The organism is Pseudomonas sp. p50(2008) (assembly GCF_015351605.1).
Taxonomy (GTDB): Bacteria; Pseudomonadota; Gammaproteobacteria; order Pseudomonadales; family Pseudomonadaceae; genus Aquipseudomonas.
Window position 1 is genome coordinate 41,398 of sequence record NZ_JACMYF010000006.1, and the last position, 14,799, is coordinate 56,196.

A 14,799-nucleotide genomic window follows, 5' to 3' on the forward strand; every position below is an offset into this window, starting at 1 on the left:
ATCAGCGTTGCAGTGCCTCGGCAATCGGCGCTTTGCCGAGACCGAAACTGAGCATCACCGCCAAACCGAGCACACCGATGGCGGCGCCCAGCCACAACGCTGAAGACACGCCGGCGTGATCAACCATCAAGCCGCCAAACAGCGAACCCGAAGCAATCGCCACCTGAAACGTGGTCACCAACATGGCGGAACTGGCTTCCGGCAATTGCGGCGACGTCAGTTGCATCCAGCTGCTCACACCCAGCGGAATTGCGCCGTAGGCAACACCCCACACCAGCACCGCCAACGTCACGCCCCAACCCTGCAACCCGGGCAAGGCCAATTGCGCAATCACCATCAGCAACACCACGGCGCCCAGCGACGCACGCAGGTGCGTGGTGATGCTCCCGGCCATGGCGAAGTTCGCCAACATGCCGACCAGGCCAAAGCCCAACAGAATCGCAGTGATCGCACTCGGCGAGAAACCCGCGTCATGCCCAAGGAACGGCGCAATGTAGGTGTACGCCGTGAAATGCGCCGCCACTACCGTACCGAGCAACAGCATGCTGCGGCGGGCATTGCTGCGTGATACAAATGCCACGAGCGCGCGCCACTTCAAGCCTTCACTGGAAGGCAATGACGGCAAGGTCAACGCTTGCGCAATCAGCGCCAGCAGCGCGAGCCCTGCGGTCACGGCAAACGACATCCGCCACGAAAACAGCGTGCTGACAAACGTACCAAACGGCACACCGAACACCGTCGCCAAGGTAATCCCGGCAAAGATCAGTGCCGTCGCTTTCGCCGCTTTTGACTCGCTGACCAACCGCCCGGCCGCCGCAATCGCCACCGCCCAGAAACCACCCAGCGCCACCCCCAACAAGCCGCGCCCCAACAACATGATCGGCAATGACGGTGCCACCGCCGAAACGACGTTGGACGCCACCAGCAACAGGGTCAACAGCAGCAACAGGTGTCGCCGATTCATGCGCCCCGCGCCCAGCATGATCGCCGGCGCCGACACTGCCGCTACCATGCCCGGCACAGTCACCATTAACCCGGCCATACCATCGGTGATGCCCAGGCTATTGGCAATTTGCGGCAGGACGCCGACAGGCAGGTATTCGGTGGTGACAAAGGCAAAAGCGCCCAGGGCCACCGCGTACACCGACAGCCAGTCGCGCCAGGAGGACGGCTCAGCTGGCGCGAGCGCAGCGGTGGCCGGTGATGCAGACAGATCGTTCATGGCAAAGCTCCACAGTAATGAGTGGCGCCATGCTAGGTATCTGATCACTGCGGAAAAACAGTGCGCAGCTCCGATCACTGCGGATCAATCGTTCCGCAATCGAACAGGCGTGCCGCCATTAGCGCCTTTCCTGTCCGCAGTGTTCGGCCCTTTGGCCGGTTTTTCCGCAGGGCTGCGCTCCCTAGACTTCACCTCGTCAGCCAAACCCTACGAGGACATTCCCATGACAACTGCACACTCCCCTATTCGCGTCGGCATCATCGGCGTTGGCAACTGGGCTCGCCACGGCCACCTGCGCGTGCTTAATCTGCTGCCGCAATATCACCTGCAAGCGGTGTACAGCGAACGCCGTGAACGCGCCGAAGCCGCGGCCAGCGAGTACGCCATCAGCCAGGTCGCCGACTCTGTCGACGCGTTAGTCAATAACCCTGAAGTCGATCTGGTCGTGGTGCTCAACACCGCCCCGCAACACGAAAAAACCGTGCGTGCCGCCATCGCTGCCGGCAAAGACGTCTACTGCGAATGGCCGTTGACCACCACCACCGCAGACTCCGAACAATTGCTGCACCTGGCCAAAGACGCCGGCGTGCGTCACATCGTCGGCCTGCAACGCCGCCACGCGCCGCACAACCGCTACCTGCAAGACCTGCTGCAACAAGGCTACGTCGGCAAGGTGCGGTCCGTGCGGATGCACGTCAGCATGAATTACTTCCAGGCCTTGCGCCCCAACGCCCTGCGCTGGACCGCCCCCGAGGAAAACTTCTCCAGCGTCATTGCCATCTACGCCGGACACTTCCTCGACATGCTCTTCACCGCCACCGGCTGGCCAGTGAGCGTCTCGGGGCTGATGGTCAACCAGTTCCCGAAAGTGACCATCAAGGAAACCGGCGAAGTGCTGGACAGCACCGCCCCCGACCAGCTCGTGCTCAGCGGCATGCTCGAAGACGGCGCCGTCATTTCGATCCACATCGAAGGCGGCAAACGCAACGGCTCGGGTGTGCAGATCGACATCACCGGCGACCAGGGGGATCTGAAAATCACCAACCGTTCGGCGTTTGGCGATGTCGGCGACGACTATGTCGTCGAGGGCGCGCATGGCGATAACCTGACGCTGGAAGTGTTGCCCGTGCCTGAGAATTATCAGCGCCTGCCGGCCTCGTCATTGCCGTCAGCCGTGCTTGAACTGGCAGAGCTCTATCACGTGTATGCGCAGGATGTTGCCGAAGGCACCCATGCGGCGGCGACGTTCAACGATGCATTGCGCCTGCATCAGTTGCTGGATGCGGCAAAGAGCGGGACTCAAACTCCCCTGAAACGGATCGTGTGACGACTCATGCTTGTGAAACCCCTCGATATTGAACTATCGAGTATGAAACCTCGTTGGCGCAGCCGGGGCGGACACATGCCCGCCCCGAAGCGCCATTTAATCTCAGAGGCCATAATTGGATCGTCGCAGCCCGCCCTTTTACTCAATTGAATCCGGGAAACGTGCGCCGAACATCGGTAGGCCGCTGGCAGAACTGACTGTGGTCGCCTCGTCCTGGAGCACGTCCCAGTGTTCGACCAGAATGCCATTTTCGAGACGCACAATGTCTACTGCGATGAGCGCAGTCGGACTACCGTTTCCAGAGAAACGGCCATGAACCATCACTTTGTCATCCTCTGCCATTATGACGCTGGGTTCATACATCAGTGTATTGGGCAGACTTTTGATCAAGTCAAATAAACCCTGCCGTCCTGGAGGGATAAGCGCACTGTGCTGAATATAGTCCGCAGACCAATACTCCTCGGCTGCATCGTAGTCACGTTGATTAAATAAAGCATCGAAAGCTTTAAGTACGATAGATTTGTTTTTTACTTCAAGATTCATAGTTGCTCCTGATTGTATGTTGAGCTTGGGGAAATAGAACGCAGGCCATGCGAGTCCTAATGGACAGTTAAAACGACAGGGTTGGCCTCTAGAGCGCTTTCAAATTCCGTCAAGTCCGGTTGTGAAAGAGCGAACAAAGGACAACGCATCAGAGTTCCGCACGCTGTAGGCAATACATCCTAGTCCTGAGGATTTAACCGTATAAGCCGAAAAACCGACATTTCATGCCAAACCGTTCACTCTGACCGAGGACTTTCTATACACAAGTCGTCGTTGTTAAGCATGAGGAGCAACGGTAGATCTGAGTCCACGGCAGGCGCTTAGCCGCCTTTCATAGCTTACGAGTATTGGTTAAAGGCTTCCTCGTGATCGTGCGCGTGTACGAAACGACAAAGGCGTTGTTCAAAAACGCTTGAAATCTCGATGATTTGCAGAAACAAAAACGGGGGAGATCATACTGCGACATTTCCGCGTTCATAGCCCGCTATCGGACGACCTTTGCTGCCAGCCAAGGGTCGATTTTTCAGGACTTCGCGACAAGCAGGAAATCGGCCATAAGCAGCCATTCGCGAAGGGCAGCTATGGGTCGATTTCTGCCCTTCACGACAGGCAGAAATCGACCAGTAGCGGTCATCCCGGTTCTCCTGCTCAAAAAATTGAGCAGGCTTAGCTTTAGGTCAGTCTTCAGTCGCACAATCCAATCCGGATTACTCGGCGGGCTCAACCAACGCATAGCGGTTTTCCAGCCAACGCCCCAAATCACCTGCTTCCAAAGGCCTGGAAATCAGAAATCCTTGAGCGATCCGATATCCCTGGCTTTGCAGAATGCGCTGCTGCGCCAATGTCTCGATCCCCTCGGCCACTACCCTTAATTGCAAACTTTCGCCGATGCGAATGACGGCCTCGCTCAGTGCCTGAGTAGTTGTGTTGTTTTCCAGATCATGCACAAAGCTGCGATCGAGCTTGAGTTCCTGGATCGGCATACGCCGCAAATAACTCAGGCTGGAATAACCCGTGCCGAAATCATCCATCGCCAGGCTGATACCCAGCGCATGCACCTCTTCAATCGTGGTCAGGGTGTCGGGATTTGTGTCCATCAGCACACTTTCGGTAATCTCCAGCGTCAGGTCCTTTGCCTGCAAACCATGTTGCTCAAGTGTCCTGGCGACGATGCTTGAAAGATTGCGATTATGAAAATTGGTCGGCGACATGTTCACCGATACGGTCGGAATCCGTAGCCCTTGCTTGCGCCAGGCAGCCAATTGGCGGCAAGCCTCACGCAATGCCCATAAGCTGAATTCACCGATCAAGCCGCATTCTTCCGCCAACGGAATAAAACACGCGGGCGAAACTTCCCCTAATTGGGGATGAGTCCATCGCGCAAGGGCCTCAATGCCATAAAGCTCGGACCCGTCAAGGTCGATCTGCGGCTGATAAACCAAATGCAGGGCTTCGCCATCAATCGCTTCACGTAAAGCCACTTCCAGACGCAAACGCCCTTGCGCCAGTTGATCCAGTCCATCACTGAAAAAGCACACACGCCCGCGGCCGCTGGTCTTGGCTTGATACATCGCCATATCGGCACGATGCAGTAACACCTCCATCGTACGACCGTCATCCGGAAACATACTGACGCCGATACTCATCGATGGATTGAGTGTCACTCCCGAGATCTGGCAAGGCGCGGTCAGCTGTGCTCTCAATTTTTCGATTACATGGGTGGCATGTGCCATCGTGCACTGAGGCAGCACCAGGACGAATTCATCGCCGGATAGGCGGCTGACAATATCGTTTTCCCGGCGACGCTCGGACAATCGATGAGCGATGACGCGCAAGAACTCATCACCGGCGGGATGGCCCAGGGAATCGTTGACCTGCTTGAATCGATCCAGATCGATGAATACCACGGCCAGACTCGATTTATGCCGAGAGGCTTGAGCGATAGCCTGTTCCGCCCGGGCATGCAACAAGTTGCGGTTGGCCAGTCCGGTCAGGTCGTCATAAAACGCCAATTGGCGAATGTGCAGACGCGACTCTTCACGCTCCAGCGCCAAGGCGCACAAATGAATGCACGCCTTGACCAGCAGATGGTGAAGCGGTCCAGGCTCACGAGCGTCGCGGTAATAGAACGCGAACGTCCCCAATACGCGCCCATCGCTGGATTTTATCGGCGTCGACCAACATGCCTTCAGCCCGAGCGACAGCGCCAGGTCACGGAATCCGACCCAGAACGGGTGGGAGGCGATGTCGCTGACCATAACCGGTTCGCCACTGAACGCCGCCGCGCCGCAAGATCCGCATTCCGGCCCGATTGCCGTTCCATCCAGCGCCCGGGAATACGCGATTGGAAGACCGGGCGCGGCTAACGTATGCAATAACCCTTGCCTATCGACCTGCAATATTGTCGCGATCACTTCTGGCGCAATTCGCTGCACCTCCACACACGCCAGATTCATCAAGGTGTCCAGCGACTCTTCGCGAACCATCGCTTCGAGCATCTTGTGGCGCAGCACTTCATGCATGCGCGTTTGGGTCACATCGATCATCACACTCACGGTGTTGGTCAGGTGGCCCTGAGCATCGTGAACCGGGTACGTTGTGATGTTGCACCACACCCGCTGGCCGTCGCGGTCATAGCCGAATTCCTGACCGTGATAGGCATTACCCTTTGTGAGCAGGCGGCGGATTGCGGCTACACGCGATTGCGTGAAGTACGGCGCCAGCACTTCGATGGGCGTTTTGCTGATGACGTCCTGGACACTGTAACCGAACATTTGCGTGAAGCCGTCGTTGACGTAAATGATCGCCCATGACGCGTCAGTGATGATAATTGCGTTCTCGGTGGTATCGACCACCAAGGACAACAAGTACAACCGATGTTGCTCTTCATGCTGCAGGGTAATGTCTTTGATAAACGCGGCGTAGAGGATCTGCCCTTGCGCCTCGATTTTGGAGATGGACATCGACCCCCATCGCCGGCTGCCATCCTTGCATTCGATCGACACATCTCGACTGGTACCGACAATTTTGTTGATTCCGGTGCGGCGGTTCGCTTCGATGTAGCTGTCATGCAGAGGTCGAATCAGTTTCGGGACCAGTTGTTCAACATTGCGGCCCATGACCTCGGCACTGTCGTATCCCCAGAGCTTTTGCGAAGCTGCATTAAACAGAATGATCCGGTTTTGGCTATCGATGACCACGACACTGTCAACGCTTTGCTCCAGGGTCTGGATGAAGACTTGCGAGAGATCGTTACGGTTCAACATAGCGGTGATCTACCGATTGCGAGGAAATGAGGGACTGGGTTCCTTCCCAAACATCAAACGCTGGGCGACAGGAACTCAGCCGCCTTTCGGATGCGGTCAATTCAAACGAATGAGGAGTTACTAGCGGGCTTGAAGGTGAGATTGGAACGGCACGACGAAAGGGCTGAGGCGTGCAGAAGGGCTTTTGGAGGCGATTGGAGGATCAGCATGCGGCCAGTCTCTTTATTAGTAAAAGTATCGGTCTTCTGCCGAAATCAATATGCCACTACTGCACCTCTAAAGGCTTGATTCAAATCAAAGGGCGAGCTGAAAAACGAGGAAAATTGAGCACCGGAATCGCAAGATCGTAGTGTCTGCCAACCCACCTTGCTCAAGTCAAAACGGCACCCACTGATGCGGCAGCAATTGTCAGATATCGCTCTTGCGTCGGCAGACGCAAGAGCACATCCCTGAGACAGGCATAGGGGTCAAGCTGCAATCCAGAGCGTCGGCATTAGCCGACGCTCCGGCACAAGATGGGTCTGGACGAGGATCCAGGTGGAGACCGTCAAGAGTTTGTTGAGCCCGAGTTACACGAACGACTCATTCGACTATTTGTGGAAAGCAGGCCGGTCAAGGACATGGCTGGGGATTTTCAGATGAAAGTGCAATTGGCCGGTTGATAGATCCGCATGCACGTGTCGCTGGCGGTGCGTTGGTTGCTGCCGAAGTTGAGCGACTTTTATCAGTGTCACCCGGACGTTTCCCTGTCGATCGAAACCGTGGCGACCGAGGTCGTCGAGCCGGCCAGCGACAGCGACGCCTACATCCTTTATCTGCCCGAGCCATCGAGCGATCCATCCTGCCTGACGTTGTTCGAAGAAGCGCTGGTGCCGGTGTGCGCCCCTGGCTTTGGCAACTCAACCCATCCCCTGGAATCAGTGGACGATCTTGTACGCTATCCCCTGCTCCATCGTTCGGCGGACAAGACCGGAGGGGTCTATTCGCTCTGCCCGCAACCATCAGCCGCGTCTCATCCTGCGTGCTCGCTGAGCATGGGATGGTTCGCCCAGCAGGCCGGGCAGCACCAGGGCGAATATTGAGTTTTAACACCCCCGTCCCAGATCAGTATTGCTCGCTGAAGAAGAGCTTCAGGTGAGCACTCAAGAAGAGCTTCAGGTGTGCTCAATACTGTTCAGGCGTGCTCAATACTGTGGCGAGGGGATTTATCCCCGTTCGGCTGCGCAGCAGTCGTAGAACCACCACACGCGGTGTACCTGACACCCCTCCGTTGCAGGTTCTGGGGCAGCTTCGCAGCCCAACGGGGATAAATCCCCTCACCACAGATAAATCCCCTCACCACAGATAAATCCCCTCACCACAGATAAATCCCCCCACCACAGCTAAATCCCCTCACCACAGATAAATCCCCCCACCACAGCTAAATCCCCTCACCACAGCTAAATCCCCTCACCACAGATAAATCCATTCGCCACAGATAAATCCCCTTACCACAGATAAATCCCCTCACCACAGATAAATCCCCTTACCACAGGTTTAGGGCCAAACAGGCTCACCACCTCACCATCATTGGATCAGTTAACCCTTCACCACTCCCGGCCACCCAGCCCGATGCAAGGCTTTGAGCAGCGTCTCACGGTCCAGTCCCGGCACGGCGTGGCCGTTACCTTCTGCGGTATCCGCAGCTAACAAGGCATTGATAATGGCTTCTTCCACCGCTTCGGTGGCGGCCAGGAACAGCTCGCTGATGTGGTCGTTGTTGACCATGCTCAGGTGGTCGGTGGTCGGCGCGCGCTTGCGCTCATAAGCGGCGGGTGGCACCTGGTTACCGGTGGCAAAGGCGATGAAGATGTCGCCGCTGTGGTCTTCATTTCCACCACCGGTGCGGGCAAGGCCGAGGCTGGCCCGTTGCGCCAGCCGCGTACATTGGTGCGGCAACAACGGCGCGTCGGTGGCCAGGCACACGACGATCGAACCCATGCCCGGGTGCGGCAGCGAGGCCTTGAGGAACGGCGAGTCGATCTGTTCCATGTAGCGTCCGACCGGGTAGCCGTCGACGCGCAGTTCGTTGCGGATGCCGTGGTTGGCCTGGACGATAGCGCCAACCGTCCAGCCACCCTGCGCAGCACTCAGACGCCGTGACGCCGTGCCAATGCCGCCCTTGAATTCGTGGCAGATCATGCCGCTGCCGCCACCGACATTGCCCTCAGCGACCGGACCACCCACCGCCGAGCGCACCGCTTCGGCCACGTGCTCGACCTTGACGTGAAAGCCGTTGATGTCGTTGAGCAACCCGTCAAAGGTCTCCAGCACCACCGGCATGTTCCAGTAGAGCCGCCCGTCCTCCGGTTGCTGCTCGCGGTCCACCACGATCAGTCCATCACGCACCACGCCCAGGCTGTGGGTGTTGGTGAAGGCAATCGGGCTGGTCAACAGGCCGGCCTCGCGAATCCACTCCAGGCCGGTGGCGTCGCCGTTGCCGTTCAACACATGGACGCCGGCAAAACACGGCTGCTGGCTGGTGGAGCCAGCACGGGGTTCGATGACCGTGACACCCGTCAGGATGTCGCGACCGTTCGCGGTGCGTCCTCGCACATTGCTGTGACCGACCCGTACGCCCGGCACATCGGTGATGGCATTGAGGGGACCGGGTTGCAGTTGGCCGAACTGAATATTCAAATCGCGGGCACGTGGCTTCATCGTCTCTTTCATGATCGTTCTCTTGTTTGTTTTTTCACGATGATCGTGGCTGACCATCAGCAGAAATCGTGTCTACCCATCAAGCGCCGGTCTTGACCGTGTTCCAGGTGCGGGTTCTTACGCGTTCCATCTTCAGCGGGAGGGGTTCCAGCGGGAACAGCGTGTCCATGACTTCTTTGGATGGATACACCCCCGGGTTGTCGCGGATCTTCTTCTCGACCAGCGCGGTGGCGTCCTTGTTGGCGTTGGGATAGCTCAGGTAGTTGGATGAATCGGCAATGACTTCAGGGCGCAGCATGTAGTTGATGAAGGCCAAGCCTTGCTCCGGGTTCGGCGCGTCATTGAGCTGCACCAGACTCTCCACCCACACCGGGGCACCTTCGCGAGGAATGCTGTAGACAAGCTTGCGATCGTTGCCCGCCAGCTCGGAGGCTTTCTGTGCATCAGCGACGCCACCCGCCCAGCCCAGCACCACGCAGATGTTGCCATTGGCCAGATCAGAGATGAACTTGGACGAATCGAAGTAGACGATGTGTGGACGCAGCTTCAGCAGCAGCGCCTGGGCTTTTTTGTAATCGTCCGGGTTCTGGCTGTTATAGGGCAGTCCGAGGTAGTGCAACGCGATGGGAATAACTTCGCTGGGCGCGTCCAGCATGGCCACACCGCATTGACTGAGTTTGGCCAGGTTTTCTTCCTTGAAAATCAGGTCCCAGGAATTGACCGGCGCATCAGCGCCGAGTATCGATTTGACCTTGTCCGCGTCATAGCCGATGCCCGTGGTACCCCACAGATAAGGGGCCGCATAGCTGTTTTCCGGGTCGTTGCTTTGCAACTTGGCGAGGATATCCGGGTCAAGGTGAGACCAGTTGGGCAGCTTCGAGCGATCGAGTTTTTTCAGCACGCCCGCTTTGATCAGGTTCGGTAGCAGGTCACCACTCGCCACCACCACGTCGTAGCCGCTGCGGCCAGCCATGAGTTTGCTTTGCATGACGTCGCTGTTGTCGAACACATCGTACACAGCGCTGACGCCCGCTTCTTTTTCGAAGTCTTTCATGGTGTTCGGGGCGATGTAGTCATACCAGTTGTAGATATGAACACTGTGCTTGTCAGCCTCATCGGCTTCGGCGCAGACCAGGCCGAAACTGAACAGCGAGGCCAGCGCAAATTGCATGCAGCGAATGGGTTTCATGAGGGATGCTCCAGAGCGTTAGCGCCGAGTCCAGGGGTCCGGACACTGCTCCTGCTAGTGTGTGAATTATTGTTGTGGCAGCGTCAAAATCGGCGGTGAGGCGCAACACTCGCTGTGGTGCGGTTCTGCCCCTCGCGCCTGCATCAGGGGATCAGTAGTTCCCGTCGACCATCGTCGTGTTCGATCTGCTCGCCGCTCAGATGCAGGCGCCGATCACGCAGGTAGTCGTAGTCACAGCGGGCGGTGCGGAGCAATTCCAGATCCAGCTCCACCACCTGACGGCACTCTTCGCGCCCTGCTTCGAACAACGTGCGTCCGAAGGGATCGATGGCGGCGCTGCCACCGGCAAAAACCAGGCCTTCATCGCCGCCGCCGACTCGATTTACCATCACCGCAAATGCCTGGTTTTCCTGAGCGCGAGCCATGATCGCGGTGCGGTGGACAGGGCCGTAAGGGTCCATGTTGCCGTTCGTCACCAGGATCAACTCGGCGCCAAGCTGACCAAGCGCCCGGGCACTCTCCGGCAACTCAATGTCGTAACAGATCAGGATGCCCACCCGGATACCCTTCCAGAGCGCAGTGACATAACGGTCGCCTGGCTGGAACAGGCCGCGCTCCGACGGCCAAAGGTGCGTCTTGCGATAACTCAAGGCGATCCCTTCCGGGGTCACCAGCAAGGACGTGTTGTAGAACGTTCCGGCGTCATTCTCGGCCAGCCCAACCACGACTGAGACGTTCCGTTCGCATACGGCGCGTTGCACGGCCTGCACGCTTGGCCCGTTCAGCGGCTCGGCGACTTCAGGGAGCTGTTGCGCGCTGGCAAACCCCATCAACTGGGTCTCTGGAAAAATCAGCAGATCGGTGTCCGCTGCGCAGGTAGCGATGGCCTCTAAGGTACGCGCCAGGTTATAAGCGGTATCGCCATCGCGACCGTTAATTTGTACAAGCTCAATCTTCATCAGTGATCCTTTCACGTGTCTGTAAACTCGCAATCGCCAACCTGAAAGCACCCGCCAGGGCTGAATGGAGTATGGAGAGCCATAAAGCGGAAAGTAATCACATCGATGGGGTAACCCCGTATGGGTAGAAACGTGAGCATTACCTTGCAGGACATGGCCTGGCACCAGGCGATTGGCAGGCTGATCGAGGCACTCGACCGCCCTGGTTTCTGGCTGGCCCTGGTGCGTCAGTTGGACAGGTATATCCCGGTGGACAGCTGGGTCGTGCTGATCTTCAGTAATGGCCGTCCGCAGGTGCTCGCAGAATGCCCGGGCAAGGATGGCGGACCAGATCCGCTCTTTCAGGATTACCTCAAAGGTCTGTATCTGCTCGACCCCTTTTACCTGGCTAATCGGGAAGCACCGCAAAACGGTCTGTTTTGGCTCGCCGACGTGGCGCCGGAGTGCTTCGAACAAACCGACTACTATCAGCGCTACTTCCGCCTGAATATCGTTGCGGACGAAGTTCATATCAACGTCCAGCTCGACGCGGAACGCACCCTCAGCCTGTCGCTGGGCAGTGAGTGTCGCTTCAGTGCAGAGCAGGCCGCACTGCTCACCCTCATCCAGCCCTGGGTGGCCGCGTTGATGCGTCAGCGCACGGCATTCGAGCGCGAAACGCTGGAGCAGAACGCGGCGCCGACACCCGGCTGGCAGAGCCTGCTGGACTCCACTGATCAACAGTTGGAAACGCCGCTTTCCGCCCGCGAACTGGAAGTCGGCCGGCTGATGCTCAGCGGCTGCTCGAACAAGGAAATCGCGCGCAAGCTGGCGATTTCTGCCGAGACGGTGAAGGTCCATCGCAAGCACATGTACAGCAAGCTCGGCATCAAATCCCAGACCGAGCTGTTCTCACTGTTCTTGAATGCGCAGAGCTGAGGCCGCCGCTCAATACCCGCCGACCTGATGCGGGTTTTTCACCTCCGCCGACAGCACCACATCAAAAAACGAGGTGATCAGTCGACTGGAACGGCGTTCGGCCAGGCAATAAAGATAGGTCTCGGTGTAGAGCGGATCCCCTTCAATGCGGATCGTGCGAATACGAGGGTCGGCGATGAACTCCGCTTCGGAGACCACCCCCAGTCCGATCCCACGCACGACGGCTTCACGCAGTGCCTCGCGACTGCCGATTTCCATGGCGATACGCGGCACGACCTGTGCCGCCATCAAGGCCTGCTCCAGGACCAGACGCGTTGTGGAACCGGGCTCTCGTTGCAGCAGGCGCTGCCCTTCCAGTTCCTCGAGTCGCACTGAATCGCGGTGTGCGAAAGGATGCTCATGGTGGGCAAACAAGATGATGGCGTGACGCGCGTAATGCACGGCGCAGAGTCCTGGATCATCGTGCCGTCCGGCCAGTACCGCGATATCCGTCACGTAACTTTCGAGATCGGCCAGCACCTGCGCCGAGTTGCCCACCCGTATGGACACGTCGATGCGCGGATGCTGCTGAAGGTAGTGATCGACCATCTCGATCACATGAAAAGGCCCCACCGCCCCCAACTTGAGCTGACCACTGTCAAGCCGACCGGAGTCGCGCAGCAGGTTGTGTGCGTCCAGATCCAGTGCCGCCATCGCCTGGGCAATCGGCAGTAACTGCCTGCCGACATCGGACAATTCAATGCGCCGGCCGCGACGGTGGAACAGCTCCAGGTTGTATTGCCGCTCCATGCTCTGGACCTGTGTAGTGAGCGTGGGTTGGCTGAGCCCGAGCGCCCGCGCGCCGGCACTGAAACTTCCGTGACGTGCCACGGCGAGGAAGGCGCGCATCTTGGCGGTCGACATCCATAGACTCCATCAATACTTAGCTGCGAAAACCCATATTGAATTGATCGTATGACTGTCACGTGACATTTCTAGCCTGTGGCAACTCCAACCCACTCCTGGAATGCCATGAATAACTTCTCCAGATTCTTACGTGTCGCCGCTGTTGCCTGCCTCTCAATCAGCGCTGCCTGCAATGCGGTCGCGAACGAAAAATTGAGAATTGGCCTGATCCCGTCGGAAGACTCCCAAGCGATGATCGAGTCGAGCAAGCTGGTGCTCGCCAGCCTTGAAGACAAACTCGGCATGCCCGTCGAACCCTTCGTCGCCACGGACTACAACGGCATCATCGAAGCCCTGCGCGCGGGCAAACTGGACGTGGCCTACCTCGGCCCTTTCTCCTACGTGCTGGCAACGTCGGTAGCAGACGTCGACGCGTTCGCAGTAGCCGTCACCAAAAAAACCGGTCAGAGCGCCTACAAGAGCTTGATCCTTGCTCGCAAGGACAGCGGCATTGAGCAACTGTCGGATCTGAAGAATCACACCTTCGCGTTTGTCGATCCCAGCTCTGCCTCGGGTCATCTGTTCCCCAAAGCCGGACTGGAACAGGCAGGTTTCGATCCCGCAAAACTGTTTTCGCGGGTGATTTTCTCCGGCTCCCACGACGCCAGCATCCTCGCGGTAGCCAACGGCAAGGTGGATGCCGCCGCCATTGCCGATCGCATTCTGGCCAACGCCGTGGCCCGAGGGCTGGTGAAACAGGACGACTTCCAGGTGGTGTGGAGTTCTCGTCCGTTCCCGGAATCGCCCATGGTCTGGCGCAAGAACCTCGACCCGGCGCTCAAGCAAAAAGTCGCTGCAGCACTGGCCTCGATCAAGGACGTGCCTTGGGGTGACCAGGGCCAACTGGATGGCTTCCAGCCCACGAATGATGCTGCTTACGACGTCGTCCGCGAAACCGCCAAGGTGCTCGACCTCGACCTGCGGAGGCTCAAATGATCAGCATCCGCCAACTGACCAAGCACTACGGAGCCAACCCGGTTTTGCGCGGGATCGACCTGGAGGTGCAAGCGGGAGAATTCGTAGTGGTGCTGGGGCAGTCCGGCGCGGGTAAGTCGACGTTGCTGCGGTGTATCAACCGACTGGTCCAGGCCGATTCCGGGACGCTCTCGGTGGCGGGTATTGACGCACTGGCCTGCCGCGACACCGCTGTTCTGCGACGTCAGGCGGCGATGATTTTTCAGCACCACAACGTCGTGCCACGCCTCAGCGTATTGAAGAATGTGCTCACCGGCTGCCTCGGCGCGGTATCAACGCTCACCTCGATCCTGCAGTTGTTTCGACGCGAGGAAATGTCGTTGGCCATGCAGTGCCTGGAGCGCGTCGAGCTGGCGCATAAAGCCCACGAACGGACCGATGCCCTGTCCGGAGGGCAGATGCAACGCGTGGGCATCGCCCGAGCCCTGGCACAACGCCCAAAAGTGATTCTGGCGGACGAACCGGTGGCCAGTCTCGACCCAAAGACGGCGCGCCTGGTGCTGCAGTATTTACGCGACGCCACGCGGGAACTGGGGATTACGGTGTTGTGCAACCTGCATCAGGTCGATTACGCACGAGAGTTTGGCGACCGGATCGTCGGCCTGGCCCACGGAAAACTGGTGTTTGACGGTACCGCTTCCAGCCTGACCGAAGACGACTTGCAGCGCATCTACCCCGGCCAGACGACGCAAGCCCCAAGCCCCCCTGCGAAAGCGGGCGAACTGATAACCCCTTGCGCGCAACTGAGGGTTTGA

The 14,799-nt window shown here is 58.3% G+C and carries 11 protein-coding genes and 1 pseudogene; 5 read left to right on the forward strand and 7 right to left on the reverse strand.

From position 1 onward, the window contains the following. Window position 1: 1 nt before the first annotated feature. Window positions 2-1,222, reverse strand: coding sequence for an MFS transporter (locus tag H7698_RS17420; RefSeq protein ID WP_064118082.1), 1,221 nt, complete (start codon window positions 1,220-1,222; stop codon window positions 2-4). 223 nt (window positions 1,223-1,445) lie between these two features. Between H7698_RS17420 and H7698_RS17425 the strand changes: the two genes are divergently transcribed. Further along, window positions 1,446-2,549, forward strand: coding sequence for a Gfo/Idh/MocA family protein (locus H7698_RS17425; RefSeq protein WP_192379754.1), 1,104 nt, complete (start codon window positions 1,446-1,448; stop codon window positions 2,547-2,549). Window positions 2,550-2,687: 138 nt separating this feature from the next. Here the strand turns inward: H7698_RS17425 and H7698_RS17430 are convergent, their stop codons facing one another. Both H7698_RS17430 and H7698_RS17435 read right to left on the reverse strand, forming a co-directional pair. After that, window positions 2,688-3,092 carry a nuclear transport factor 2 family protein gene (locus tag H7698_RS17430; protein WP_064118080.1) on the reverse strand — a complete coding sequence of 135 codons (405 nt, stop codon included), beginning with the start codon at window positions 3,090-3,092 and terminating at the stop codon, window positions 2,688-2,690. 707 nt (window positions 3,093-3,799) lie between these two features. Then, window positions 3,800-6,358 carry an EAL domain-containing protein gene (locus H7698_RS17435; protein ID WP_194692267.1) on the reverse strand — a complete coding sequence of 853 codons (2,559 nt, stop codon included), beginning with the start codon at window positions 6,356-6,358 and terminating at the stop codon, window positions 3,800-3,802. A gap of 665 nt (window positions 6,359-7,023) precedes the next feature. On the opposite strand from H7698_RS17435, the pseudogene H7698_RS17440 reads away from it, so the two are divergent. Further along, window positions 7,024-7,440: pseudogene (locus tag H7698_RS17440) on the forward strand (LysR substrate-binding domain-containing protein); the annotation flags it as partial. 496 nt (window positions 7,441-7,936) lie between these two features. Here the strand turns inward: H7698_RS17440 and H7698_RS17445 are convergent. The 3 genes from H7698_RS17445 to H7698_RS17455 all read right to left on the reverse strand — a co-directional run bounded on the left by H7698_RS17445 (window position 7,937) and on the right by H7698_RS17455 (window position 11,206). Next, window positions 7,937-9,058 (reverse strand): DmpA family aminopeptidase, encoded by a 1,122-nt coding sequence (locus H7698_RS17445; RefSeq protein WP_194692549.1) that lies wholly within the window; start codon window positions 9,056-9,058, stop codon window positions 7,937-7,939. A 79-nt stretch (window positions 9,059-9,137) separates the two neighbouring features. After that, entirely contained in the window at window positions 9,138-10,247 is a 1,110-nt protein-coding gene (locus tag H7698_RS17450; protein ID WP_194692268.1) for a polyamine ABC transporter substrate-binding protein, read from the reverse strand. Between the two features lie 143 nt (window positions 10,248-10,390). Then, window positions 10,391-11,206 (reverse strand): carbon-nitrogen hydrolase family protein, encoded by an 816-nt coding sequence (locus H7698_RS17455; RefSeq protein WP_194692269.1) that lies wholly within the window; start codon window positions 11,204-11,206, stop codon window positions 10,391-10,393. Between the two features lie 132 nt (window positions 11,207-11,338). Here H7698_RS17455 and H7698_RS17460 point away from each other — a divergent pair, with 132 nt between their 5' ends. Next, window positions 11,339-12,124 (forward strand): helix-turn-helix transcriptional regulator, encoded by a 786-nt coding sequence (locus H7698_RS17460; protein WP_162439804.1) that lies wholly within the window; start codon window positions 11,339-11,341, stop codon window positions 12,122-12,124. 9 nt (window positions 12,125-12,133) lie between these two features. Here H7698_RS17460 and H7698_RS17465 read toward each other — a convergent pair whose 3' ends face one another. Then, complete coding sequence (locus H7698_RS17465; RefSeq protein ID WP_194692270.1) at window positions 12,134-13,027, reverse strand: LysR substrate-binding domain-containing protein; 894 nt, start codon at window positions 13,025-13,027, stop codon at window positions 12,134-12,136. A 108-nt stretch (window positions 13,028-13,135) separates the two neighbouring features. Here H7698_RS17465 and phnD point away from each other — a divergent pair, with 108 nt between their 5' ends. Continuing rightward, window positions 13,136-14,005, forward strand: coding sequence for a phosphonate ABC transporter substrate-binding protein (gene phnD / locus H7698_RS17470; protein ID WP_194692271.1), 870 nt, complete (start codon window positions 13,136-13,138; stop codon window positions 14,003-14,005). Then, entirely contained in the window at window positions 14,002-14,799 is a 798-nt protein-coding gene (gene phnC / locus H7698_RS17475; protein ID WP_194692272.1) for a phosphonate ABC transporter ATP-binding protein, read from the forward strand. Before phnD ends, phnC begins: the two co-directional genes overlap by 4 nt.

Coding starts and splice junctions, on each gene's coding strand:
- H7698_RS17425 (WP_192379754.1), top strand. CDS start 1,446: ATGACAACTGCACACTCCCCTATTCGCGTCGGCATCATCGGCGTTGGC.
- H7698_RS17455 (WP_194692269.1), bottom strand. CDS start 11,206: ATGAAGATTGAGCTTGTACAAATTAACGGTCGCGATGGCGATACCGCT.
- H7698_RS17435 (WP_194692267.1), bottom strand. CDS start 6,358: ATGTTGAACCGTAACGATCTCTCGCAAGTCTTCATCCAGACCCTGGAG.
- H7698_RS17430 (WP_064118080.1), bottom strand. CDS start 3,092: ATGAATCTTGAAGTAAAAAACAAATCTATCGTACTTAAAGCTTTCGAT.
- phnD (WP_194692271.1), top strand. CDS start 13,136: ATGAATAACTTCTCCAGATTCTTACGTGTCGCCGCTGTTGCCTGCCTC.
- H7698_RS17445 (WP_194692549.1), bottom strand. CDS start 9,058: ATGAAGCCACGTGCCCGCGATTTGAATATTCAGTTCGGCCAACTGCAA.
- H7698_RS17465 (WP_194692270.1), bottom strand. CDS start 13,027: ATGTCGACCGCCAAGATGCGCGCCTTCCTCGCCGTGGCACGTCACGGA.
- H7698_RS17450 (WP_194692268.1), bottom strand. CDS start 10,247: ATGAAACCCATTCGCTGCATGCAATTTGCGCTGGCCTCGCTGTTCAGT.
- phnC (WP_194692272.1), top strand. CDS start 14,002: ATGATCAGCATCCGCCAACTGACCAAGCACTACGGAGCCAACCCGGTT.
- H7698_RS17420 (WP_064118082.1), bottom strand. CDS start 1,222: ATGAACGATCTGTCTGCATCACCGGCCACCGCTGCGCTCGCGCCAGCT.